Source organism: Brevibacillus borstelensis, assembly GCF_003710865.1.
Taxonomy (GTDB): Bacteria; Bacillota; Bacilli; order Brevibacillales; family Brevibacillaceae; genus Brevibacillus; species Brevibacillus borstelensis.
The window spans coordinates 1-23,929 of the sequence record NZ_RHHO01000089.1 but is presented as its reverse complement, the minus strand read 5'-3'; the positions used below and the strand labels follow the sequence as shown (position 1 = coordinate 23,929).

Below are 23,929 nucleotides of genomic sequence, written 5' to 3'. Positions count from 1 at the left end.
TGACTTGGCTCCTGCCTCGGTTGGACTTTCACCAACTAGCAATTAACGGCTTGCTGGGCACGCCCCATAACAAAAAGCAACAAGCTATCTGCTCGTTGCTTTTTGAAGATTTCCGTCTATTCGCTTGTCGCTTGCTTTAATTTTCTCCACAGTGTCGACCGATTGATCCCCAGTCGTTTTGCTGCTTCCGACTGGTTCTGCCCCTCTTCCTGCAGCACGCGCCAGATCACTTCCCGCTCGATTTCCTCCAGTGTTTTTCCGCTGATGTCAATCCCGCTTCCCAGCGATTGGGCGTCTGCCGTTTTGTCTAGCTCGGTTACGATATGCTCCGCTTCCATCCGCTCGATGAAAGGACCTGTTGCAGCATGGCACATTTTCTCAACGGCTGATTTCAATTCCTGAATATTGCCGTACCAGTCGGCCCTCTTTAACAAATGAAGCAATTCCGGGCGCACCCCGACGATCTGTTTCCCGGATCGGGCATTGAAAGAAGCGATGAACCAGCGAACCAGGTCGTCGATGTCTTCTTTTCGCTCGCGCAACGGCGGAATCACGAGGGAAAACCCGTTGATCAGGTGAAATACATCTTCGCGGAAGCTGCCATCCTCGATACAATTCTTCAAGTTTCGGCCGTTGGCGCAAATAACCCGAACATCGACGGGTATCGGTGTTGTACCGTTGATTCGGCTCACCTTGTTTTCCTGCAGGACATTGAACAGCATCGCCTGCACAGATAGCGGCAGCTTGCCGATAGCGTCGATGAACAGGGTGCCGCCATGGGCCATTTCAAACGCCCCGCGCTTGATCAGCGCTCCTTCGCTCCCGAACAGCTCCAGAGGTAGCTGCTCCTCCGTATAGGCCTCGCAGTTGAAGAAGACAAACGGAAAGTCCTTTCGACGTCCCGCATTGTGGATCGCCTGGGCGAGACTTTGCTTGCCTGTCCCCGGTTCCCCGTAAATCACCACGGGCAATTCGGTTTGGCTTGCTTGTATCGCTATTTTCAGCGTCTCTTTCATTTTGTCCGAACCTGCCACAAGCTGGTTGAAATGCATGCTGGCCCGGTGCTCAAAGCCCGTGATGGACTGGCGAATCTGCGACTCCGCTTTCTGTATCCGGCGTGCGGATGAAATGACCGCAAACCCGCCGTCCTCTTGCTCATCTAGCAGCAGCGCTTGTTTGGTGAGCAGCGCTTTTTCACCGTTTAACGAGACTACTTCCTCTGCAGACCGCTCTCCTGTTTTCAACACGCTGTCCAAATTCAACAGCGGATGAAGCTCTTCGATCTGTTTGTCCAGCGCATGCTCAGATCTGATCCCGAACAATTCCTCTGCCTGCTGGTTAAAGACGAAGACGCGTCCCTCCCTGTCAGCGGCAACGATGCCTTCCGGAAAGCGCTGAATCACGGCCTCCATCCGCTGCCGCGCCGCTTTTTCGCGCCGGGTGTAATACGCCATATGCACTGCTTCGGAAATCGACTCTGTCACCGATTCCTTTCCCGAGGTAATCAAGATCGCCTGCAAGCCCATCCTCGTTGCCATCGAGGTGGAAATCACGTCGCCGATAATCACCTGGACGCCTTGGGCCAGAGCCAGCTTCAAGCCGTTTTCGATTTCTTCCTCCTGATCAATGGGAAAAAAGGTCAGGTTCATATCCAGCAGCGTTCCGATCGCATCGGCGCCCTGGATCGTGTTCAGGTAGCTCATCAAGCCGACTTTGCCAGTGTAGCCCTTGACCAGCGTCAAGGTCCGCAGAATATCGTAGCCGGATATTTTCACTTCCACCACCGGCAGATTGCAGTGCTTTCGGAGCAGGCGAGCGGTCGCCCCCCTGCTGATGATCACGTCATATCCGTTCTCTTCAAGGCTCTTCGCCAAGGCCAAGCCTTTGTACAGGTCGCCTACTTCCACATCCAGTTGAGCGCCGCTTGGCATGTCCTCTTTTACTTCGAGAAAAACATCGCGCATCCCCGGATACGGGGCAATTACCAGGATACGAGTCAAGAAAAACCCCTCTTTTGCGCAACATATCACCATGCTCCATGTTGCAATTTGATACATACAGTGTACAAGAATTACTTTTCCCTTTTCAATAGGGGGTGGGAAATTCTCTTGGACGAGCATTGATTTTCCGTTCAACCCCTGTAGATGAAACAGAAAAAACCTCATCGTAAAAGCCATGAGGTCCGTCTGCCCCAGATTATTTGCTCCTGTCTCGCTGGGAGAGGTAGATTCCGATGGCGATCCGGCCGACAACACTGAAGGTGAGTCCCGCTCCCGCAAAAATGTAGATCATGGTAAATATTTTTCCCTCGTTCGTTTGCGGAATAAAGCCGGCATGCCCCACTGTCGTCAGGGTTGTCACACAAAAATACAAAGCATCGAGAATGGAAAGCCCTTCCGCATTATGATAAAAAATAGTGCCAGACAGCAGCAAAAGGACGACCAGCGTAAAAATAACCTGAAAATCTTTTTCTTTGAAAGCATGCAGCAAGCCTTTCAGCATGCGTGTCAGAGTCAAAAAAAATGAAATCATGGCAGGTGCTCCATTTCCGGCTGAATTCCATTTTACACCAGCTCGTTTTGCCTAAAATTGTTCCCCCCTGTCTGCAAAAATATCCAAGGCTTTCGTGGCCTAGCAGCGCCTTCCCCGTTGGGAGTTCCCTCTGTCGGTGTCTGGGCTTCCCATTCTGGCCCGAGGGCTTCCACAATAATCATCGGAAAGGCCGAGTTCTTCGTCCCGAAAGACACTTTGCGTCGCGTAAAGGAGTACGGTCAGTTGGACTGAAGCCTTTGCCGTTGTTTAACCCTCCTGATAGCCGTACCCACCTGGACCGACAAGCAACCCTCAGAGCCGCTTGGCTGCAGGCAGATTGTAAACACCCTGACCTTTATGACCAAACGATTTTCACAGCTTGCAAAAAGAAGCACGATTCTCTCCGCAGATGCTGCGAAAAGAATCGTGCTTTTAGTGGTAAGCGATTTGGGATTCCAGCATGTAATTGAAAAACACATCGGCAAACGCTTCTGCCGTATTGTAACACTCCTCCAATGTGTTGTTCGTTCCGCCAAATTCCAAAAGCAGGCTTCCCCCGGAAATGGACTGATTGTACTCGCCATTCCCCTGGTTTGAACCTTTCAGAATAACTCCCCGCGACAAGCCGGGATACGAGGCTTCCAGACGGGCATGCAGATGTTCCGCCAGCTTCTTGTTTTCCAAATAGTTCGGATTGGCCGTCCCGATCACAAACAAGATGCGCGAATACGTCTTGCCATTCAACGTAATGGCAACCTTGCTGCGAGGCTCGTCGCTGTCGCGGTGAATATCGAAAATGTATTTCAGGTACGGACTTGTCGCAGCAGCTGCGCTTACAGCTTTGTACGATTCCGAATAGGAAAGCGAATAGCTTTTCTTTTGCTCCGCGAGCTTTTGCGCAAAGTCGTCCCGGTTCACCATCGTGGGGATGCCTCTTGTTTGCAGCAGCTCACCGAGCCTTTTTCCGACCAGTGTAATATTGATCTCGGGGTCATCCACTGAGCTGCCCTGTGTATTTCTGGCCACATTTCGCCACGACTCGCGGTTATGTGTGTGGTAGATGTAGACGGTCTCATTTCCGACCATGCCGTGGTTGTATCCGACGCCAAGGCCGTTCGTTCCATTCGCCGGCTGGCCTCCCGGCTGAATGCGATCAACGACCCAACCTGCGATATAGGCGGTCGTATTGTCGCCGCGACGGATCACATACCAGTCTCCTGCTGTCTGCACGATTGGGTATACTTCACCGGGCTGAACGGTTCCAATGACGGCGTACTCGGTTCCGGGGCCAGACCGTAAATTCGTGTCGGGATTTTTTACGCGAATCGATGCCTGAGCTTGTCCCGCCGGATTCGGAGTGCTTACCCCGGCCCCTGGAGTGCTGACCGGCTGTCCCTGTCCAGGCTGCCCTCCTGCAACAGGATTGAAAATATAGGCATAGACGCCGTTGAAGCTGATCTTGTACCAGCCATCCGCATATCCGTAATGGTTGATGGCCGTGCCGGCATTTAGCTGGCCGATCACGGGACTTAGAAAATCCGGCGCGCTAAATATTACATAGCCTTCCGACAGCATAATCGTGCCGGAGGCTTGTCCATTGCTTGGCGTAAATGAGGATGGCGGAGCAGCCGGGACAGCAGGTGTTGTTGACGGTACAGGTGCTTCCCACGGACCAGGAGTCTGTGTCGTCAATGGCGGCTGCGTCGTCGCCGGGATTGGCGTTGGCACTGGCGGTGCTGCTGGATTCTGCGAAAAAACTGGCGGTTGCGTGGTCGCAGGATTCTGCGATAAAGCCGGTGGTTGCGTGGTCGCAGGCGGCTGCGCAGGAGCAGGTGCCGGTTTGGGGGCAGGAGCAGACGTTTCCGTTAGAAAACGTGCATTGACCCAGCCGCTCACTTTGTCAGACAGCTTGATCTGTGCCCAATCTCCCTGCTTTTTGGTTTGCAAATAGACGCCGGTTTTGTCGATGATTTGCAAAATTTGTGCCGTCGCATTCGGTTCGGCCCGAACATTCAGCATGTCTACATTGCTCTTAACATATTTCGGTTGCTGAATTTCAATCATTTTGACGTATTTATTGATGACCCAGCCTGTCTTCCCATCCGTGAGCTTCACCTGTGTCCAGTCTTTCTGCTGCTTGATGATCGGCAGCCGTGTAGCTTTGGTGATGGTTCCGACGATTTGGGAGGTTGTACCCGGAGAACTGCGAATATTCAGCTGATCAACAGCTACCTCGATATGGGTAGCCGCCCGCACCCAAGATGGCGGCAGCAGCAAAAACAAAAAACAACTGGCGATCAAAGCGACTTTTAATCGTGCATGCAACAATCTCGTTCCCCTCTGTTCGAGTATTCGGCATTGGAAAATCTATCCTAATCATTAGATTTTCTAGATTCATCTACATTCTCCTTCACCGTGCGACATTTTTTGTCTGTAAAATGAAACGGAAATGTTGAACGGAAATCAATAAAAAAATGGAGACAAACGATCCCGGCTTCGTTCCCTGATAAAAATGAAGTTTCTTGTCACACTTTCTGCTTCAGCCGGATCAATCTTGGTAGGAACAATAAATGAGGTGAAACAATTGAACGACTTGGAAGCCCTGCCGATCACGCTCACGAGAAGCCGGGAAGCGACCCTCAGATGGCTGATGCAGCAATACGGGGAAAAGGTGTACCATCTGCTCTGCCTGACGGTCAAAAACCACGCGGTTGCGGAGGACATCACACAGGAAGTATTTATCAAAGCGTATCGCGCACTGGATTCCTTTCGCGGCGAAGGCGACATCAAGCACTGGCTGTTCAAGATTGCCATGAATGAAGCGAAAAAGCACTTTCGCTCCTGGTCATTCCGCCATATTTGGACGGTGGTGGATGAGCGTCTGGGCAGCATGCTGGATCAGGACGCCAAAGACAGCGTCGAGGAGGAAGTGGAAAACAGGCTGCATCGGGAAGACATTTTTCAAGTGGTCATGTCTCTTGCCCCCAAGTATCGGCAGGTCGTCATCTTGCACTACTACGAGGATTTGACGATCAAGGAGATTGCCCACATCCTGGGCGTGTCGCAGGAGGTTGTCCGGACCAGATTGAGCCGGGCGCGAAAGCAGTTGAGAAAGATCATGTCCGAGGAGGCCGGAAGATGAAGGAAGATCGTGTATGGAGAGAATTTGCCGAATCAGCCAAGCAGGAGCTTCGTCAAAAATATCCGTTCCGCCTGTCCGAGCTGGAAGCCAAAGTGATGGATAAAGTGGAAAAGCGAAACCGGCAGTTCCGGTGGAAAACAGCTGCTTGGATGACCGGAGCCGCCGTTTCCTGTGCGCTGGTAGTAGCCGTGTGGAATCCACTGGGCCTTGGAGGCCTATTCGTAAAAAACAACGCGATCCAGTCAACGGCGAAATTCGAATGGCTGGCCCCTGACGAAGGTTTTGCCAATGCCCTTAGAAACGGCTACCCCATTTTGCATTCGGTAAAAAAAGAGCAAAACGGTTATACCGTTGAGGTCAAGGAAGCGATGATCGACCACCGCAGGGTCATTTTCACGATGCTGATCTCGGGGAAAATCATCGACGACGTCGCAAGCGAAAATGATGAAGAGAAAAAAGCGGATTTCGTTTTTGCAAAACTGACTACCGCTATTGGAAAAATCGGGAAAACAGGTGGCACGTCCTACGAATGGAAGCAAATCGACGGTACCCACTATCTTATTTTCAAGTCGAGATACATGATGGATGACGACGACATGGATGCGCTTTTGAAACAGCCAAACCCGGTTCTGCCCATCCAGCTCGTGAAACAATCCCACAATGGCGAAGAGGTCCTCGTGGAAGTCCCCCTGCCCTTGCCGGAGGAAGTCGTCTCGGCAAAGAAAAGCATTCAGCCGACAGCTACGAACAACCAGCCCCAGCTCGGGAAACAGGACCTGCTTCGCGAACTCGCCATGGAAGAAATAGAAATGACGCCGACCCTTACGCGGGTACATCTGCAGGCAAAAACGAAGGAAGGCTTTGAACTCCAAAGCTTGATCAATCCCCGTCTGGTGGATGACCAGGGAAGGGAGTACAAGCCGGCAACTGACGGCAACCCCATTCAGGGGTATAGACATATGGCTGACTCCTTCTATCTGGATATGATTCCTTCCCTGTACTATGGCGATGTTCCGCAAAAGCTGTCTCTGAAGTTTGATGGTGCAACCGTTTCAACAATGAAAACAGGCCATTTTACGCTGGAGCGAAGCGGGCAATTCCCGCTGGAAGCGCCGTTTGGAAACAAGACCGGCCGAATCCTCCAGGCTTACTACAAAGATCAAAAGCTGCATGTGCTGCTGCCAGGAGAGGCATTGTCGGAAGAAACCGTATTGAAAGTAGACGGCTTGAATTACGACAATGAAATTTTTCAAAACGGCTCCTTCATTCGCACATATTCTGTTCCGAAAAAGGATGCTTACCAGGTCGACACGGAGAGAATCGACTTTCAGGAAATCAAGATGGATGGGCTTGTTCCCATCATTGACGGCAAATAAGCTATACGAGTTCGCTAGGCTTTGGGGACGGCCAGACTGCCCATGTCACCGCCAGACGGAAGCTGACACTCTCGAAAGTGTCAGCTTTTTTCTTAGGTCCAGTTTGTATCTTTCTTTCCTTTTTTGTAAAATAATAAAAAAACAGTGAGTTAACGCAAGTAAATACATCGCGGTCTGCTAAACGGGGTCGCTTCCCTATCTAATCCAAACAGGATGATTCGTACCTGATTCCCGCAAAAATAGGAGGATTCATGCAAATTTTAAAAATGCTGATGGTTCTTTTTGGGACCGTTGCGATCTATTCGCTGGCAAGTGCTACAACAGGCCATTCGTTGGACAGCGGACTGGCGGCCATTGCCTGGATTTTATCGTTAATTGCATCTGTGCAGCTCGTAAGAATGTTCACGGATGGCAAGGACAGGTAAGGCTATTTGTACGGCTCCCCCTCTCCTATTAAAATACTGAAGCACCTACTCTAATCCGACTGCACTTCCCTCTATCCCCCATTGCAGAAAAAGACCAATGAGTCCCACCGTTTCAAGCCGTTTCAAAATCCGAGGCACTAGAGGCCATCTGGCTGTTTCTCATACTTCTATCTTTTATCCTTCCGGTTCCCTATTAATGAAAAAACGAGTCCGGCGCAATACCGGACTCGGAAGACTTGATCGGGATTATTTGCGTTGCCAGTTCGTTTACCGCTGAACCACTCGCTGATCCTCGTCTACACCGCGTACATCGTCGGCCAGAAGTACTCCACACCTTCCGAATACAAGAATGCCTGGAACTTTTGCAGCTCCGCAGGCGTATTGCGGACAGCACGAGGGGTCAGGCCGTATTCGAGGCAGTATGCCGCCAAATATCCGGCAGCCTCGCCGACGTTCCACTCCACCGGATGAAGCCGGAAGCAGCCATTGGTGATGTGGGTGACGCCGAGGTTCTTCGCTGCAGGCAAAAGGTTGTTCACGCGCACCGGGATGAGGCTGCCCAGCGGAATTTGGAATGGATAGGTGGAGACATCGACGTAATTGCGGTTTGCGGTACTCGGATGCAAATCGATGCGATAGCTCCCCACACCGACGGAATCATGGAATGGTTCCGCCTTCCCCGTTTGACGGCATGCCGCGCTGACATGCTGCTCAAGTACAGTGAATTCAGCCTTGATCCGCCGGGATTCGCGAATATACGGGTACATGGCAAGCCCGTCCTCTGTTCCGACGACATCCTTGCGGAGACGCAGCCCGGGGTATCCTTGTCCTCCATCCGGGCGAGGAGCCTCCGTCTGCATCCAGTACAGAAGCGACATGCTCAGTTGCTTAGCCATGTAAAGGTGGCGCTGCCGCTCTTCTTCCGGTACATCAATGATAGAGCCCAGCCAGTAGTCATTTTGCGGCCAGTTGACGAGGGAAACCCCGCTTTTGTACAAGCCGTCCCGGAAATTTTTGGGGTCTGCTACCCGGCGATACGTGAATAACGGAAAATACTCGGTTCCCGGAAACAGCTCATATCGTACAGCTTGCGTGGTGTCTCGCGGATTGGAGCCTGTCCAGCTAAGCAGCTTGTCCGGCCAGAAATCCGGTTTGTAGCTTCTCCAGAAGCCGTAGGTTTCCGGCCTTTCAATCGTATGGTCTTCACCCTCCAGATAATCCATGGCGAAGCAGTACGTAAATGCCTGAATATCGTTTGGCTGCGGCGGACCGACGACGGCGTTTGGCTCGCCTGTCTCCTCCACCGATTCTGCTCCGAGCACATATTCCACGCCTGCCAGAGGAAGCACGTCGCCGCATTCGGTAGCGTCCAGGAAATAGGGAGCCGCGAGTTCGATCTGCTCATGATGCCTTGTATCTTCTACAACGATGGACAACACCTCATCGCCGTCCACACAGACGGAATGAAGCTTGTGGTTGGTCAGAACAGTCAATCTCCCGCTGTTTATATACGGAGCGAGCATCTGATAAAAAACAGCCAGAGCGACCCGCGGCTCGTGGCAGAGACGGCTGACGGAGCCATTGCCGGGATTCAGATTGGGAATTGCTCTCGCCTCGGCCGTCATCGGATAGTGATTGCGGTAATAATCGCGGACACTGTTGCGGAATGTGCGATAGCTGCGCGTACAGCCAAACTGTTCAATCCAGGGATGCTCATCCGGCGGCACTGCTTGACTGGTAAATTGGCCGCCAATCCATTCCGTTTCCTCCGTCATAATGACTGATTTTCCTGATTTGGCTGCGGCCAGAGCTGCTGCACATCCGCCTGTTCCCCCGCCAATAATCACAACATCGGCATGAAGCTCTCTCATTCTCTCTCCCTCGCTTTCTCCAGTTTTTGGGTATCTCTACTTATAGTTACGATTAATTGGCAAAAAATGTTTCAATAAATATAAAATTTCCTTTTTTATCTTCTTCGAGAAATACGAAAAAACCCCCGGGCTACCCCGAGGGCCGTTGATGGCTGCCCCCTCATTTTGCTAAATATTTCCACTTGCCACATTGGATACTCCAGCACGCTTGCCCTCTTCGACGATCATCCGGAAATAATACAAACCGGAAGCACGATCGGGCAGCCGGATGTTCAGGTAGCTTGTTGTGGACGTAACAGGTCTGTCTGGCTCTGCATCTACCCATGTATCCTGGTCTGTAGAGTACTGAAAGGCAACCGAGGCAGCACCGGCAGGCTCCGCAAAGGTTAAAAAGACAACTACGGAACCGTCTGCGCGTTTTGTTACGCCAAAGACATGCAAATTTGAAATGGGCGCTGGTTCTTCGCTATTCTCGACTTATCTCCTTCTTCTTGCGAGGAGCTTCGTTCGAGCCTACACCGTGCGGGCGACTTTCATCGCACACGGCGTTCCATCAACGGAAAAGAAGACTTTACAACGGGCAAGCCTAGCTTACACCAGCTTCAAAAGGATGTCTGCTATCGAAAGTTAATTTTCTCTGATGGAACGACCTTTTTCCAGTCCTTACACGTTTACAGGCAATTCGCTATTTCAATATGCCCAAATACTCTTTCCAAGGCCCCACGTCCGTTCTGTACCTTTCAGCCATTACCCGTACGATTTGCGCTATATGTGTCAAATCGTGAACAACCCACGTAGACAGCAGTTCTCGGACCTTCACTGTACCGAATGCAGGGTGAGAGCCAGTCACCTCAAGATGCGCTTCCGGTTCAACAAGCTCCTTTAGTTTGGCGATATTTTGCATTCGGATCATTGTAAATTCCAGCAGCTTTTGTTCAATCGATCGTTCAAGCTTTTCATTCAAGTGCGAATAACGGTCAAACGGGGGAAACGGTTTCCCCTCTCCTTCCTGAAGCATAAATTCCAGTCTCGGTATCCAATTGTGTTTTTCTCCTTCTATCAGATGCTCAATCACTTCGGAGACGTTCCAGGTTCCTTCGCCTTCATTGCATTGCAGCCATCCATTGGATACACCGGACAAGAAATGCTCCAAAGCCTGTGGCGTTCGCTCAAGAATTTCAATGGCTTCTTTCAGTTGAAAATTCATAGACTTGCTCCTTTCTTTGCTTTCTGTCGAAGACTCTCCTTTCATCACGCGACTGCTCATGTCGTTTGTCGCTGTTACTAATGGAGGAACAATGTTTGGTAGCCATTTTGTTTGAGCCAAGCGAGCTTGTTCTCTATTTCAATCGCTTGTTAGATGACCTGGAAATCGGTTACGAGCGAAACAATTTTTCCGCTTTCGTCAATCCCCCAATAAGTAGCGTAAAAGCCGTCTCCGTATCCTGAGCGAAAAATAATTACATTGAGTCCCGCATCCTCGTCTGTAACCGCATTGCACCATTCATCGTCATGCTCGGTCATCAAGTCATCGATCAGGTCGTCGTATAAGCTGATAAAATCCTCGCCGCGTTCGCTTTGCAGCTTTTCCTCCAGCTCGTCCATTTTCTCGATCGCTTTTAAATCAGCAAAACATCCGAGGCCCGTATCAACCGGGTAGCCGAATATATACCCCTCTTCCAGTTCTTCTACATTCTGCCCAGGCACTGTAGCCATTTCCCAACGAACCGGCCGGGACTCGGAAAGCTTCAGTTCAGCTCCTGCGATGCAGTTTTCTTCCACGTGCCACCAGGCAATGACTGGGTACGCACCTGGCTGAATAGTCCTCTCAAATGGGGTATGCCGGGAAATAAGAGGGTCACAGGCGACAATCTTGCCGGAAATCACTTTAAGCTGTTCGAGAATCTCTGGGCGCAGCGTTTTGCTTTCGGCATTGGCTAATTCGTTCAACAGATTTGACATTTGTGCGGTTTCCTACCTTTCCCTGAATCCATTATTTTTTGTTCCATAATGCCTTGTCGTAGTAATCGACGCATAACCCCTGGTGCTTTCCCGTAAAAATGTCGAGATGCACATGAGCGTGTCCGCCATTTCTTCGATATTCTCCTGCACCAGCTCTGGAAAGCGGCTCAAACAAGCCGGAAGCCACTTCAAATACGCTTTTGCTGCCAATCAAAAACAGCGTTTCATATTTGCTTTTGACCAATATCTTGTCTTTGTTTTCTGCGAAGGCAAACTTTTGATAATCGTCATGACCGAGATCGGCAAACCTTCTCGGGTTGCAGGTATAGCTTTTCTTGTTCCCTTTTTGGGTGCGAAACCGCTCCCTCAGGTCCTTCCAGAGTCCGGTGTTCGCCTGCAAAGAATGGTGCAGCAAAACCAATTCATCATTTCTGTCGCTTGTAGAAAACGAATGCAAATCTTCGGGCAGAAACTTATCCGTATGGCGCAAATAAATGATTTTGTCTCTATTCTGACTGGCGAGAAGAAAAATGCAAGCAAGCTCCTGCAATGCCCGCTGATCCCCGAAAATCATGTACATATTCTTGTCGAACTCGCATGAATACAGATTGACCGTATCAACTGTGAGACAAAAGTACTTTTGATTGCCGAGGAACACTTCTTTTTGAACGTATTGTATTTTCAATGTTCAAACCACCATACTTAAGTATCGATATGATTTCCTTATTTAACCATTTTTTGGAGCATCCTTGGCGGCTCCTGACATTCCATCGTATGCTCCTGCAAGCTGTCCATAGACCGCACCGGTGCCGGATGTGTCTCGTCATCCCGAGATTCACGGCAGCAGTATGCCATCCTCGATACCATCCGAGTGGGAAAAGCCAATAAAACAGACTGATAGACTCTACCACATTCAATAGATTCCTGAACCTCAATGACATGTTAACGAACCGGTTTTTTTACAAGGTGCATCATGCTTGGCGATTGGAATATATAACCATTGTCTCAAGCTCTCCAGCAAAAACTGGAGAAACTTGTGTTACAATAACGCTAAAAACTGTTTCACAAGGAGAAACCATGAACCGATATTTGCTCATAACGAATCGAACCGAAAGCTTCAATTCAGCCGACATTCCGGGACATTACGAACATTTGGAACAATTAAAGCAAAACAACCGCCTGGAGCTATACGGACCTTTTAGCGATGTTTCAGGCGGAGCATACCTCATCAAGGCGGAATCGCTGGAAGAAGCCATTGCCATCGGGAACGCCGATCCCTTGATCAAATCGGGTTCTTCTACCTTGTCCGTAAAAGAGTGGCTGACCAAGTAGCATAGCTTTCCTTAATTAAACGCCTGTTTTGGAGGCGTTTTTTCTTTAGTAAAAAAAACAAGCCAGGGATTTTGGCCTTCAAGCGATTATACGGTCTCCTGCAGCATTTGCACAAACTTCAGATCTGCCGGCGCAAACGGATACTCATGAAGTTCACTGGGATGCACCCAGCGAAACTCATCATGATCTGTCAGAACGATTTCACCGCCAACGTATAGCGCCTTGTATGCTATCAAACGAATATGTGTGGAGCCGTATCGATGGTCATTCACGGCAAAGGGCTCGTACGGATCGATTTCGATCTTCATTTCCTCCAGCAATTCCCTTTTCAGGCAAGCCTCAACGCTTTCGCCCTCCTCGATTTTGCCGCCGGGAAATTCCCACATTCCTTCCTGAGACTTTCCCTTTTTGCGCTTTGCAATCAATATCTGTCCTTGTTCATTTCCTATAATTGCCGCGGCTACTTCAATCATCTGTGTCACGTCCTATAACATTTGCCTTTGTTTGCTGCTGGCACAACCGCGCGCAGCTCGAAATTCCCTTCCTATGGTATTATCTGTATTTCATTCTTGCCGAATTCCATTTTCCTTTCAAGCTTGTTTTCTCAAAACGAAATCCTTGCCCCATCCAGGTTATAAAAGGACATACAACGTTGGAAGGCCCAAAAGAAGGCTCTCCCCGCTCTCCAAAGCATTGCTGCAAGCAAAAAAATCCTTCCAGCCGGACAATTCCAGCGTGGAAGGACTTTACCGTGCAATTTACTTGAACAAATTGATCGTCGTAATAATGATCGGCATGCCGAACACATCGATCAGAAAGGCACCCACAATCGGGACGACCAGATAAGCTTTTCGCGAAGGCCCAAAGCGCTCGGTCACCGCGGCCATATTCGCCATCGCATTCGGTGTAGCTCCAAGTCCATGTCCTGTGAACCCTGCGACCATTACCGCGGCGTCATAGTCTTTGCCAAGCAGCCGGAACAAAACGAAGGCACCGAACAGGACGATAAAGACAACTTGCACCAGCACGATCACCAGCATTGGCAGCGCAAGGCTGGCCACTTCCCACAATTTGATACTCATAAGTGCCATAGACAGGAAGATGCCAAGCGTCACGTCGCCAATCAGATTGATGCTTTTCATGTCGATAGCTGCCGGTTTGAATTTGTCAACGATGTTGCGCACGATAACCGCCACAAACATCGCTCCTACATAACCGGGAAGAACAAAACCGGTTGCCGTTGAGAACAGCTCGCCCAAATACGTTCCCAATGCCATACAGAACGTGATGAGCAGTACCTGAATGAAGAAGACGTTTGTCGTAATCGGTTCGACTTTTTCTTCTACCTCCGCCGTTCCTTCTTCTGTTTCGGTCGGTTTCAGATTGTATTTGGAGACCAGGTACTTGACAGTCGGTCCGCCTACCAATCCTCCGGCTACAAGTCCAAAGGTAGCTGCCGCAATCCCGATGGCCAGTGCGGATTGGATCCCCATGTCTTCGAGGGTTTGTCCAAAGGCACCTGCCGCTCCGTGTCCGCCTTCCATGGAAACCGCGCCTGCCATCATCCCGATCAGCGGATGAATGCCGAACAGCGAAGCCAGGGAGACGCCAATCACGTTTTGCATCAAAGCGAGGAATCCGCATGCAATCCAGTAAATGACGAGCAGCTTGCCGCCCAGTCTGATGAGCTTGAAGCTCGCTCCCAGTCCTACTGTCGTGAAGAACGTGAGCATGAACAGGCTTTGCAGGGAAGTATCCAAGGTAATTTCCAAAACGCCTGTCGCCTTCAAGGCCGTTGCGATGATCGCAAACAACAGCCCTCCGACGACGGGTGCGGGAATACAGAACTTTTGCAGGAATCCGGCCTTTTTTACGAGGAAGGTTCCCAATACGAGCAGAGCTACTGCGAGAAAAATCGTGTTGACTTGATTAAGTGCCAACGTCATCGTTGTGTCCCCCTAAGAATCCCATGATGGCTTCGTTTGTCAGATAAGCACCTAATTTTACCGTTCTGCCGTTTTCATCCAAAACCGGATTCACTTCGCAAATGTCAAAAGAAAGCGTTTTCTTATGAGTGGCAACGGTGCGGATCAAGCTGCGGACAACCATTGGCGTCAATCCGAAAGGCGACGGAGCGCTCACTCCCGGCGCAAACGCCGCATTTAACACATCGGTACAAAGCGTGAGCATGACATGATCGTGTTTTTCGATGAATTCTTTTAGCTCGGAGATAATGTCGTCCATCTGTTCAGCGGTCATGTCTTCTTCATACACGTACCGGACACCGAGTTCGTCCGCCTTGTCAAACAGCTCCTGCGTATTGCCGAAACGCTGGATCCCGAGGACAAAATATCGGCTGTTTTTGTCATGCTCCAGGATTTGTCGGAACATCGTCCCGGAGGAAGGCTGGCTTTCATAGGAGCGCAAATCGAAATGAGCATCGATATTAATGATTCCGAGCGAAGCTTCTTTTCCGGTGTGTTTGCGGACGCCCAAATAATGGCCATACAGCGTTTCATGTCCGCCGCCTAAAATAATCGGCACCGCCGACTTGGACAAAATATCGGAGACTGCCTGGCCCAATTCCTCCTGGGCTTCTTCGAGCTTTTCATTTTCACAGCGAATATTACCGACATCGACGATGCGGTTGCCTTCCTGCAGCTTCCAGGGAAGGCTTGCAAGCGCTTGCCGAATTGCGTTCGGAGCTTTGGCTGCGCCTACTCGTCCTTGATTGCGCCGAACTCCTTCCTCACATTCAAACCCAATCATCGCACATGTGTTGTCCGCGGAAGGCAGCCATTGATCCAGATCCACCAATTCCACAACCTGGTGGTAGCGAAAACTGCTTCTTCTTTCCGTATGATCAGTCCGGCCGGTCCATACATCAGCTGAAACTTTCGTAGGCAATCTTTTCATCCTTTCTGAACCTTTTAAGTATATGTGTTTTTTTGATTATATAATGACATACTTATTATTTCTAATATATAATTTAAATAATTTTATAGTTTCAAGCTATAAATAGAGGTGGAAATTATTGTGGATATCAAACAATTGTATTATTTCGTAACCGTCTCCGATCAACTGAGCTACTCCAAAGCCGCGCAAAAGCTGCATATCTCACAGCCTTCGCTGAGCAACGCCATCAAAAATCTGGAGCAAGAGGTCGGCTCTCCCCTGCTTGAAAGAAACACGAGAAAAATGGAGCTGACGGACGCTGGGAAGATTTTCTATAAAAAAGCGATTTCGCTGCTTTCCCAAATGGATATGTTGAAAAAGGAAATGGAAGAAGTAAAGCTCACCGGCAGCGGCGAGCTGATTGTCGGCATCATCGAGTCGGTGAAGCATTGGATTCCGAAAGTGATCCGTGAGTATCAAGGGCGTTATCCTTCCATCAACATCAAGCTGATCGAAGTGCTTGGCGGAAAGGCTGTGAAGGAGTCGCTGCGGAAGTATCATACGCACCTGCTCATTACGAACCAGTATGTACATGAGGAGGATATCGAATCGATCCCGTTGTACGATGAACGATTGGTGCTCGTGCTGCACAAGGATCATCCTTTGGCGCATAAAGAAACGGTTTCTTTGCACGAGCTGGAAAGTGAGCCCTTTATCATTAGCACGGAAGGTTTTCAGACGAGGGAGGATATTGTAACAGCCTTTTCCATTGAACAGGTGACGCCGAACATTAAGTTTGAAATTGAACGGTTTGAGACTGCCTTGACCTTGGTGAGGGAAAATTTGGGCGTCACGATTATTCCCGAAAATTATTTGGCTGAATCGACGGACCCGTCTATCGTGTGGAAGGCGATTGATTCCCCGGCATTGGAGAGGACCGTTTATTTGATGTTTATGCGGAATCGTTATTTGGCTCCGGCGGTTCAGGCTTTTCTCGGCGGGATTCGGAGGAAGTTTGGGTGAATGGAGAGTAGGCTTCTCGCGGGCGCTTTTTCAGTCCCTCCTCCCCCTGCGACAACACGTGAAGTCGTGCAGCGTTCCATCGAAATGAAACAGCAAAATAACGAAATAGGCAGTGTTTATAATTGGGGATAGGTCTCTTGATCGGAGACATCGAAAACTTGGTGATTCATTTCATAGCGGGAGGAGAACGATGATGCACAAAGTCGTTGAGCCAAAAATTCTTTATTTCGGAACCCCGGTTGTACTCATCAGCACAGTAAATGAGGACCAATCCGCCAATCTTGCCCCTATGTCTTCAGCGTGGTGGCTGAATCAATCGTGCATGCTCGGAATGAGCAGTTCATCCCAAACCGTTGCGAATTTGTTGCGCGAGCGCGAATGTGTGCTGAATCTGCCCTCGTCCGAGCTCGTTCGTGCTGTAGACCGTCTGGCCCTGCTAACCGGTCGAAATCCTGTACCCGAGCGCAAGGCTCAAGTGGGATACCGATTTGAACCGGACAAATTCGAAGCGGCCCAGCTCACGCCGCAAGCTTCGGACCTCGTCCGGCCGCCGCGCGTGGCTGAGTGCCCGGTGCAATTGGAGGCTGTAGTAGAACAGGTCCATGACTTCGGGATGCCCAGTACGCTAAAAGCGATTGAGGTCAAAATCATCCGCGTTCATATCGATGAACGAATCCTGATGACTGGCGAGCAGAACTACATCGATCCCGAGAAGTGGAACCCGCTGATTATGAATTTCTGCGAATTTTTTGGACTTGACCGCAAGCTGCACCCTTCGAGATTAGCCCCGGTCTTTGCACCTTCTCCAGGTAATGTCAGCCAGGCGAATTAATCATTTGGGCACGATAGCTGGGGACTGTTCAAAACCCCTTCACCCCCGTTGCCACCCTTCAACCTGTTGCCGAAAACTGCAGGCAAAACGAAACGGCCTTTCACCCCATGCAATTCGGGACAAAGGCCGTTTCTTTCCTTCTATTTTTCGACCGTCTGCTAGACGAGAGCCAGTTCACTGTGCAGACCAAGCGTCTGCGCTGTGGAAAAATCAATTTCACGGATAAGTTCCGGGTGCTCCAATAAGGATATACCATAAGAAGGAATCATTTCTTTTATTTTCGGTTCCCACTCATTGATATGCTGCGGGAAGCATCTTTTCATCAGGTCCAGCATGACGGAAACAGCGGTAGAAGCCCCCGGAGAAGCGCCGAGCAATGCGGCGATCGAGCCATCCGCTGCACAGATTACTTCCGTACCGAATTGCAGCGTTCCTTTGCCGCCAGTAGGCGTATCTTTGATCACCTGCACACGTTGGCCCGCTACGACAATATCCCAATCCTCGCTTTTCGCGTTCGGGATAAACTCGCGCAGCTCTTCCATGCGTTGTTCCTTGGACAGCATCACTTGCTGGATCAGGTATTTGGTCAAGGGAACGTTTTTTGCCCCTGCTGCCAGCATCGTCAGGACGTTATCCGGTTTTACGGAACCGAGCAAATCAAACATCGAACCGGTTTTTAGGAACTTCGGCGAGAAACCGGCAAACGGCCCAAAGAGCAGCGATTTTTTATTGTCGATATATCTTGTGTCCAGATGCGGAACAGACATTGGCGGCGCGCCAACCTTGGCTTTCCCGTATACCTTGGCATGATGCTGCTCGATCACATCCGGATTCTTGCAAACCATGAACAGACCGCTTACCGGGAAGCCTCCGATATGTTTCCCTTCAGGAATACCGGATTTTTGCAGCAAAGGCAGGCTTCCTCCACCGCCGCCAATAAACACAAATTTGGCCGTATGGCGTTCAACGGTGCCGCTGTCGAGATTTCGCACTTTCAATTCCCACAGGCCGTCGCGGTTGCGTTTAATATCATCAACATTATGCTTGAAGTGGATATCGACGTCTTTCCTTTTCAGATGGTCAAACAACATCCGTGTCAAAGCACCGAAGTTGACATCTGTTCCAGAGTCGATTTTTGTTGCCGCAATCGGTTCATTCGATACCCGCCCATTCATAATTAGCGGAATCCATTCCATCAGTTTTCGAGGGTCTTCGGAGTATTCCATCCCTTTGAACAGGGGATTGTTTGACAGCGCTTCAAAACGTTTTTTGAGAAACGATACATTCTTTTCACCTTGCACCAGGCTCAAATGAGGCAACGGCCTGATAAAGTCCTGCGGATTGCGGATCAGATTGCTGTTTACAAGATAAGACCAGAATTGTCTTGAAACCTGAAACTGTTCATTAATTTTTACAGCTTTGCTGATATCAATGGATCCGTCCGGTTTCTCGACGGTGTAGTTAAGCTCGCACAGTGCTGAATGCCCCGTTCCTGCATTATTCCATTCGTTAGAGCTTTCCTCTCCTGGGCTTGCAAGCTTTTCAAACACTGTAATGTTCCAATCCGGTATCAATTCTTTCAGCAGTGTTCCCAACGTTGCACTCATGATTCCGGCACCAATTAAGATAACGTCTGTTTTGGTTTGTCTGTCGCTCATGTTTACCGTCCTACCTCGCTAATATTTGAAGAAAAGATGTAGGCCTACTGCTTAGGCTCCATAGCAAGCCAGGGTGCGACCTATTCACACACCTTTTCTGCATAAATGATAACCTAAGTAATAGTGTATCACTATTATATATAGAATTAAATGTTTGCTATTAAATGGATTGTTAAATGCTATTAATTAGCAGGGAAACTTGAGGAATGATAGAAAGTTGCGATTAGGGAGGGGAGAGCTGTCCCTAGATTTGCTTTTGAGTCTTAGGAGGATATGTACAGAAGTTGGCAATCTTATCCCAGGTGGAGTCTTTAAAATATTCTGTGTAGACTCTCAACCTCTAAACTGCAATTAGTATCAGAAAGGTTGGGAGATTTTTATAATGTCAAAAGAGCAGATCAAGCAGTGGATCAAAGAGAAAAATATGAAGTCTGTGAACGACGTACAGTCAGCTCTAAAAGATTTTGTTTGCTGAAACGATCCAAGAAATGCTCGAAGCTGAGATGGAGTCCTCTCTTGGATACGCAAAGCATGGCATGAAAAACAAGCAAACAACCAATAGCCGTAATGGATACAGTAAAAAACTGTCCGTTCCGAGTATGGCGAGGTGGACAGTCAAGTCCCACGTGATCGTGAGGGAGAATTTGAACCTGCCATTTTAAAGAAACACCGGTCCAATGTAACAGGGATCGAAGATCAAATCCTCGCAATGTATGCAAAAGGCGTATCCACACGTGATATTCAAGACCATCTGCAGCAGCTTTACGGATCGAAGTCTCACCAACACTCATTTCAAATGTCACGAACAAAATCGTTCCCCTGATTAAAGAGTGGCAAAATCGCCCTTTGCAATCGGTTTATGCTTCTTAGACGCGATCCACTTTAAAGTAAAACAGGACGACGGAGCAAGCTGTACTCGAAGAACTCGATCAGTTTGAACAAACCTGGGGCAGTAAATCCCCCTTGATGGTAAGCTCCTTGCGCACCAACTGGGATAAGATTGCGACCTTTTTTAAATATCCTCCAGAGATTCGAAAGCTGATCTATGGATCAAGTCCATCTTTGTGTGTAAATTCCCCTCGATTAGAGAAATAACTTAGCCAATGCGCGTCACTTTAGACACCGCTTTTGTTGCCTGAGTTTCTCGCCATTCCAAATACTCTGCCATATCGAGATACTTTTTGCCACTTGCCCATTTTTCGTCTATCTCTATAAGCAAAGCTCCGATCAGGCGAATAACCGATTCACGGTTAGGAAAAATGCGAATGACACGTTCTCGTCGGCGAATTTCTTCGTTGAGTCGCTCCATGCCATTTGTTGTCCGAAGACGTTTACGGTACTTTTCGGGGAGCAGAAGAACGGCTGTGGCATCATCAAAACCATTCTCCAAAAACGAAATTGCCTTTGTAGCTTTGGCCTCATACGTTTCCACCGTTTGTTGCAACAATAACCGTGCCGTCTCTAGATCAGGAGCATCCAAAATCGCACGAACACGGGGATACAATTCCTCCTGCAGTTGCTTGGGCGTGGCAACGAGGATATTTCGCATAAAATGAGTCTGACACCGTTGCCACGTCACCCCTTGAAAATGGGTTCGAATGGCTCGTACGAGCCCGCCATGTTGATCGGACACAATGAGTTCTACGCCGCGCAAGCCTCGATCTTTCAGCCAGCTAAAAAACTCACTCCAACTGGCCTCTGATTCACTATCTCCAAGCATCAGTCCAAGGACTTCTCGGTAGCCTTCTGTGTTGACCCCGTAGGCCAACATTACGCCACGAGAGCGTACACGCCTCTCTTCACGAACCTTTAAAACGAGGGCATCTACAATGAGAAATGGATAGAAGCTCTCTCGTAAATTTCGGTTGTTCCAAGCCGTTACAATCGGATCCAGGCGTTTACACAGATCGGAAACAGTTGACTTAGAGAACTCGGTTCCACACAGTTCCTCCGTGATTTGCGAAACTTTTCGAGTTGATACCCCATTCACCACCATTTCCATGAGGGCTAAAACCAAGGCTTGTTCACTTCGCTGATAGCGAGCAAACATTTCTGTCGAGAACTTTCCATTTCGAATCCGTGGCACCCGAAGGGTGATCGTTCCCACCCGCGTTGTCAGTTGATGGGGATATGTACCGTTCCGATAACCTTGGCGTTCATCTGTACGTTCGTACGGTTCCGCAGACAGTTGTTCCGTAGCTTGGGCCTGCAACACCTGATTCAATACCGATTCCAACAGTTTGGCCACCCCCGAATCCTTCGAATTTCCGAGAAAAAGTTGCTGCAAAAGTTGCGAATCTACAGTAATCTGATATTGAGCCATAACAAAAACTCCTCTCCAGGAATGGTGTCCGCAAACTTCATTCTAACCGAGGGTTTTTGAAATGGCTCTCTTCATTTTTTAAAAGAGATTCCGTTTTTACACAATTATACGGACTCAACTGATCTATGCAACGAACATTATTGAAAGTTACCATCGACAACTTCGTAAAGCAACGAAGGAAAAGCCATCTTTCCCACAGACGAGACGATGCTCTTCTCAAAATGTTATACCTCGTAACCATGAATGTCCTACGTAAATGGACGGGACGAGTCCATAATTGGGGCCAGATTCTCATGCAGCTATCTGTTTTCTTTGAGGATCGAGTACGACCACACATCCGTTAACAAATAAAAGATATGCTCCATCCCCGATGGGGATTGTCTTCTTCTCCACCAACACGTCAAGGGTTCGCTTCGCCTTACGTCCTTGACTCTGTTGTTTTCGAAAAAGAGCTGATACCGTGAACTTTTTTAAGAACACCGATATGGAGAAGCAACGAAAGCATCAATCAAAGTTCATCAGCTATGCCCTGGGTGAGCCAATTCAGTAACAGTACCAGTCGATGGCAAAGATCCATGAAGGGAGGTATCTGCAAGCGGTTCACTTTGATGTATTTGTTAAGCATTTGAGCGCTGCCCTTACCCACTTTGTAGTAAGTTCAACAAATTTTGACGGTGTGTTGAGCAAAGTCGAATCGCATAAGGGAAGATATTCTGTACAAATAGGTTTTCTACCATTTACTGAGACCTATTAAGCGATTAACTGGGAAATGATTTAAAAAATTCTTCTTCTATTGTGATGTTACCCTTTAATGTTATTTAATCATATAGTAACCGAGGGTAAGGTCCGATTATATTAGACAGTGAATGCCGACACCAGTAACAATCTTGGTTTTGTAGTAAAAAAGGCCAGTGGAGGCTTTATATCCTTGATAGCACTAATTAATCGGAGACGGATTCTCTTCAATACAAGTTAGGTCAAAAAATAAAGGGACCGTACTAGTATAGTCATTTTTGTCTCATTAATCGACGTCTATTTAACTCAACTTTCGCAGCATGAAATGGGCAAACAGGCCTTGATGTAGCTGGGTAAAGCGGCAATCCATTGTTGGAGTTGACGTTGAATCAGGGCCGAAAGCTTTTTTCCTGCTTTCGTAGCGATTTCGTTGATCAGATCGAGCAGTTGCTGCAAGGCGATGGCCCAGTCCAATGTGCCAACCTCGTCACACAACACATAAAACAGACCGCCGAACGAGCGGGCATCCGTACTCTGCCGATGCTGCCAGGCCAGCAGAATATAGCGAGAGAATACAATCGTCGTATGGCTAATCAGTAAATCATAGGAGCGGCCTTGAAACTCCTTCTGCAAACGAAGCAGCGACTTGGTGCACTTGAAGAAGACCTCTATGTCCCAGCGGATCGCATAAATTCGAATGACGTCCTCCACGGAGAGGGAAAGATCCGTCGTCAGTACTGCGAGCCATTCGTTCTTCTTCGTGCGATGACGAACGAATACCACGTGAACCGGTATGCCGGAGGCAAGCTCGGTTCGAATCGAACGAAGAATGCCTCGTTTCTTGCTTTGCACCGGAGACGCTGCTGTGTATAGTTCTTTTAGCGACAGCTTCCGGCCCTGAACAAGGAAACGCTTGTTGTCGTTCTTGACCATGCCGATCACGTCGAGCCCGCGAGAAACGATTTCACCAATGAGGGGCGCGTGCGTGAACCAACTGTCCATCAAGACGTAGGAGGCCGTGGCTCCAGCGGTAAGCGCACGATCCAACATCGATACAATCACCTGCGGAGCCGACAGAAGTGCTTCTTGACGTCTCTTATAGCCGTTCGTCCGTTTGTCGATCTTCTCGTTCATGCCGTTAATGGCAGATTTGCTGGAACTGAGCAGCGCGAAGTCCAGCGGCAGGAAGGTATGGCCGTCGGACCATCCCATGGTGAGCATGCGAAATCCCTTGTAATAAGCGCCGGTGGCATGGTCTTTGAACCTGGCCAGCAACTCAACGGCTTTGCTGCGGTTGCGCTCAAACATGGAATCGTCGACGATGAAGACGGTGTCCCGATCTGCCGACGTAAGCACGCTGACCTTCTGCACCGTCGCGACGCTGAGCGATGTCAGAAAACGACGCCAAGCAAAGCCTGCGTGGTTGAGGAAACGATAGACGGCATCCTTGCCGGGAAACGAGTCCACTTTGCTGCTCTCGAGCAGTCGAAACCAATTCTTCTGGTGAAACAGAAGGACAAAGACGAGTTGGAACAGCCGAGCACAGCTAAAGCCAAATCGCTTACGGAATCCGGCTTGTTGAAGATGTTTCATCACTTTCAGTTCTTGAAAAGCAGGCTTTAATTCGTTTGGCAGTTGATTCAGATCGGGCTGATGGTCTATCATGATGGAAGACACCTCTTCTGTCTGGTAGTGATTGCTCATCACTCTCACTTTACCAAACGAAGCGGTGTTTTTCTATTTTAGCAAGCTGTCTATCCAACAGACCTTAAGCCCGCTCTACAATTGGTTTTACATTGATTTTCTAGGTGCGAAAGTTGAGT

19 protein-coding genes and 2 pseudogenes are annotated in these 23,929 nt (G+C 49.1%); 8 read left to right on the top strand and 13 right to left on the bottom strand.

What is annotated here, in order from left to right:
- Window positions 1-116: 116 nt before the first annotated feature.
- The 3 genes from EDM54_RS25875 to spoIIP form a co-directional block, all read right to left on the bottom strand.
- Window positions 117-2,000: a PrpR N-terminal domain-containing protein gene (locus EDM54_RS25875; protein ID WP_122959093.1), complete on the bottom strand. Its 1,884-nt coding sequence runs from the start codon at window positions 1,998-2,000 to the stop codon at window positions 117-119.
- Between the two features lie 196 nt (window positions 2,001-2,196).
- Window positions 2,197-2,532, bottom strand: a complete 336-nt coding sequence (locus EDM54_RS25870; RefSeq protein WP_003386449.1) for a potassium channel family protein — start codon at window positions 2,530-2,532, stop codon at window positions 2,197-2,199.
- Between the two features lie 432 nt (window positions 2,533-2,964).
- Window positions 2,965-4,857 (bottom strand): stage II sporulation protein P, encoded by a 1,893-nt coding sequence (spoIIP, locus tag EDM54_RS25865; RefSeq protein ID WP_003386451.1) that lies wholly within the window; start codon window positions 4,855-4,857, stop codon window positions 2,965-2,967.
- Window positions 4,858-5,107: 250 nt separating this feature from the next.
- On the opposite strand from spoIIP, the gene EDM54_RS25860 reads away from it, so the two are divergent.
- The 3 genes from EDM54_RS25860 to EDM54_RS26720 all read left to right on the top strand — a co-directional run bounded on the left by EDM54_RS25860 (window position 5,108) and on the right by EDM54_RS26720 (window position 7,475).
- The gene (locus EDM54_RS25860; RefSeq protein ID WP_227278626.1) at window positions 5,108-5,674 is read left to right on the top strand and encodes a sigma-70 family RNA polymerase sigma factor; all 567 of its coding nucleotides are present in this window, start codon (window positions 5,108-5,110) and stop codon (window positions 5,672-5,674) included.
- On the top strand, window positions 5,671-7,050 hold the full coding sequence (locus EDM54_RS25855) for a DUF4179 domain-containing protein (protein WP_122959092.1): 1,380 nt from the start codon (window positions 5,671-5,673) through the stop codon (window positions 7,048-7,050). Before EDM54_RS25860 ends, EDM54_RS25855 begins: the two co-directional genes overlap by 4 nt.
- A gap of 251 nt (window positions 7,051-7,301) precedes the next feature.
- The gene (locus EDM54_RS26720) at window positions 7,302-7,475 is read left to right on the top strand and encodes a hypothetical protein (protein WP_157211771.1); all 174 of its coding nucleotides are present in this window, start codon (window positions 7,302-7,304) and stop codon (window positions 7,473-7,475) included.
- Between the two features lie 296 nt (window positions 7,476-7,771).
- Here the strand turns inward: EDM54_RS26720 and EDM54_RS25850 are convergent, their stop codons facing one another.
- The 4 genes from EDM54_RS25850 to EDM54_RS25830 form a co-directional block, all read right to left on the bottom strand.
- Window positions 7,772-9,346, bottom strand: coding sequence for an FAD-dependent oxidoreductase (locus tag EDM54_RS25850; protein WP_031932749.1), 1,575 nt, complete (start codon window positions 9,344-9,346; stop codon window positions 7,772-7,774).
- A gap of 685 nt (window positions 9,347-10,031) precedes the next feature.
- The gene (locus EDM54_RS25840; RefSeq protein WP_031932748.1) at window positions 10,032-10,553 is read right to left on the bottom strand and encodes a DinB family protein; all 522 of its coding nucleotides are present in this window, start codon (window positions 10,551-10,553) and stop codon (window positions 10,032-10,034) included.
- A gap of 149 nt (window positions 10,554-10,702) precedes the next feature.
- On the bottom strand, window positions 10,703-11,308 hold the full coding sequence (locus tag EDM54_RS25835; RefSeq protein ID WP_122959091.1) for a DUF4241 domain-containing protein: 606 nt from the start codon (window positions 11,306-11,308) through the stop codon (window positions 10,703-10,705).
- A gap of 31 nt (window positions 11,309-11,339) precedes the next feature.
- Window positions 11,340-11,993, bottom strand: coding sequence for a hypothetical protein (locus EDM54_RS25830; protein WP_003386459.1), 654 nt, complete (start codon window positions 11,991-11,993; stop codon window positions 11,340-11,342).
- Window positions 11,994-12,385: 392 nt separating this feature from the next.
- Between EDM54_RS25830 and EDM54_RS25825 the strand changes: the two genes are divergently transcribed.
- A complete protein-coding gene (locus EDM54_RS25825; protein ID WP_003386460.1) occupies window positions 12,386-12,640 on the top strand; it encodes a YciI family protein in 255 nt (84 codons plus the stop codon).
- Between the two features lie 86 nt (window positions 12,641-12,726).
- Here the strand turns inward: EDM54_RS25825 and mutT are convergent, their stop codons facing one another.
- The 3 genes from mutT to hutG all read right to left on the bottom strand — a co-directional run bounded on the left by mutT (window position 12,727) and on the right by hutG (window position 15,556).
- A complete protein-coding gene (gene mutT / locus EDM54_RS25820) occupies window positions 12,727-13,113 on the bottom strand; it encodes an 8-oxo-dGTP diphosphatase MutT (RefSeq protein WP_003386461.1) in 387 nt (128 codons plus the stop codon).
- 285 nt (window positions 13,114-13,398) lie between these two features.
- Window positions 13,399-14,586 (bottom strand): sodium/glutamate symporter, encoded by a 1,188-nt coding sequence (gene gltS / locus EDM54_RS25815; RefSeq protein WP_031932746.1) that lies wholly within the window; start codon window positions 14,584-14,586, stop codon window positions 13,399-13,401.
- Window positions 14,570-15,556 (bottom strand): formimidoylglutamase, encoded by a 987-nt coding sequence (hutG, locus tag EDM54_RS25810; protein WP_122959090.1) that lies wholly within the window; start codon window positions 15,554-15,556, stop codon window positions 14,570-14,572. Before hutG ends, gltS begins: the two co-directional genes overlap by 17 nt.
- A gap of 120 nt (window positions 15,557-15,676) precedes the next feature.
- On the opposite strand from hutG, the gene EDM54_RS25805 reads away from it, so the two are divergent.
- Window positions 15,677-16,558: a LysR family transcriptional regulator gene (locus EDM54_RS25805; RefSeq protein ID WP_003386464.1), complete on the top strand. Its 882-nt coding sequence runs from the start codon at window positions 15,677-15,679 to the stop codon at window positions 16,556-16,558.
- A 193-nt stretch (window positions 16,559-16,751) separates the two neighbouring features.
- On the top strand, window positions 16,752-17,390 hold the full coding sequence (locus EDM54_RS25800) for a flavin reductase family protein (RefSeq protein WP_003386466.1): 639 nt from the start codon (window positions 16,752-16,754) through the stop codon (window positions 17,388-17,390).
- A 158-nt stretch (window positions 17,391-17,548) separates the two neighbouring features.
- Here the strand turns inward: EDM54_RS25800 and EDM54_RS25795 are convergent, their stop codons facing one another.
- Window positions 17,549-19,048: a malate:quinone oxidoreductase gene (locus EDM54_RS25795; RefSeq protein WP_003386467.1), complete on the bottom strand. Its 1,500-nt coding sequence runs from the start codon at window positions 19,046-19,048 to the stop codon at window positions 17,549-17,551.
- Between the two features lie 382 nt (window positions 19,049-19,430).
- Between EDM54_RS25795 and EDM54_RS25790 the strand changes: the two are divergent.
- Window positions 19,431-20,095 (top strand): annotated as a pseudogene (locus EDM54_RS25790) (transposase); the annotation flags it as partial.
- A gap of 49 nt (window positions 20,096-20,144) precedes the next feature.
- Here EDM54_RS25790 and EDM54_RS25785 read toward each other — a convergent pair.
- Window positions 20,145-21,371 (bottom strand): IS256 family transposase, encoded by a 1,227-nt coding sequence (locus EDM54_RS25785; protein WP_122959089.1) that lies wholly within the window; start codon window positions 21,369-21,371, stop codon window positions 20,145-20,147.
- A 115-nt stretch (window positions 21,372-21,486) separates the two neighbouring features.
- On the opposite strand from EDM54_RS25785, the pseudogene EDM54_RS27485 reads away from it, so the two are divergent.
- A pseudogene (locus tag EDM54_RS27485) lies at window positions 21,487-21,715 on the top strand (transposase); the annotation flags it as partial.
- Between the two features lie 697 nt (window positions 21,716-22,412).
- Here EDM54_RS27485 and EDM54_RS25775 read toward each other — a convergent pair.
- Window positions 22,413-23,771, bottom strand: coding sequence for an IS4 family transposase (locus tag EDM54_RS25775; RefSeq protein WP_122959088.1), 1,359 nt, complete (start codon window positions 23,769-23,771; stop codon window positions 22,413-22,415).
- Window positions 23,772-23,929: the final 158 nt, after the last annotated feature.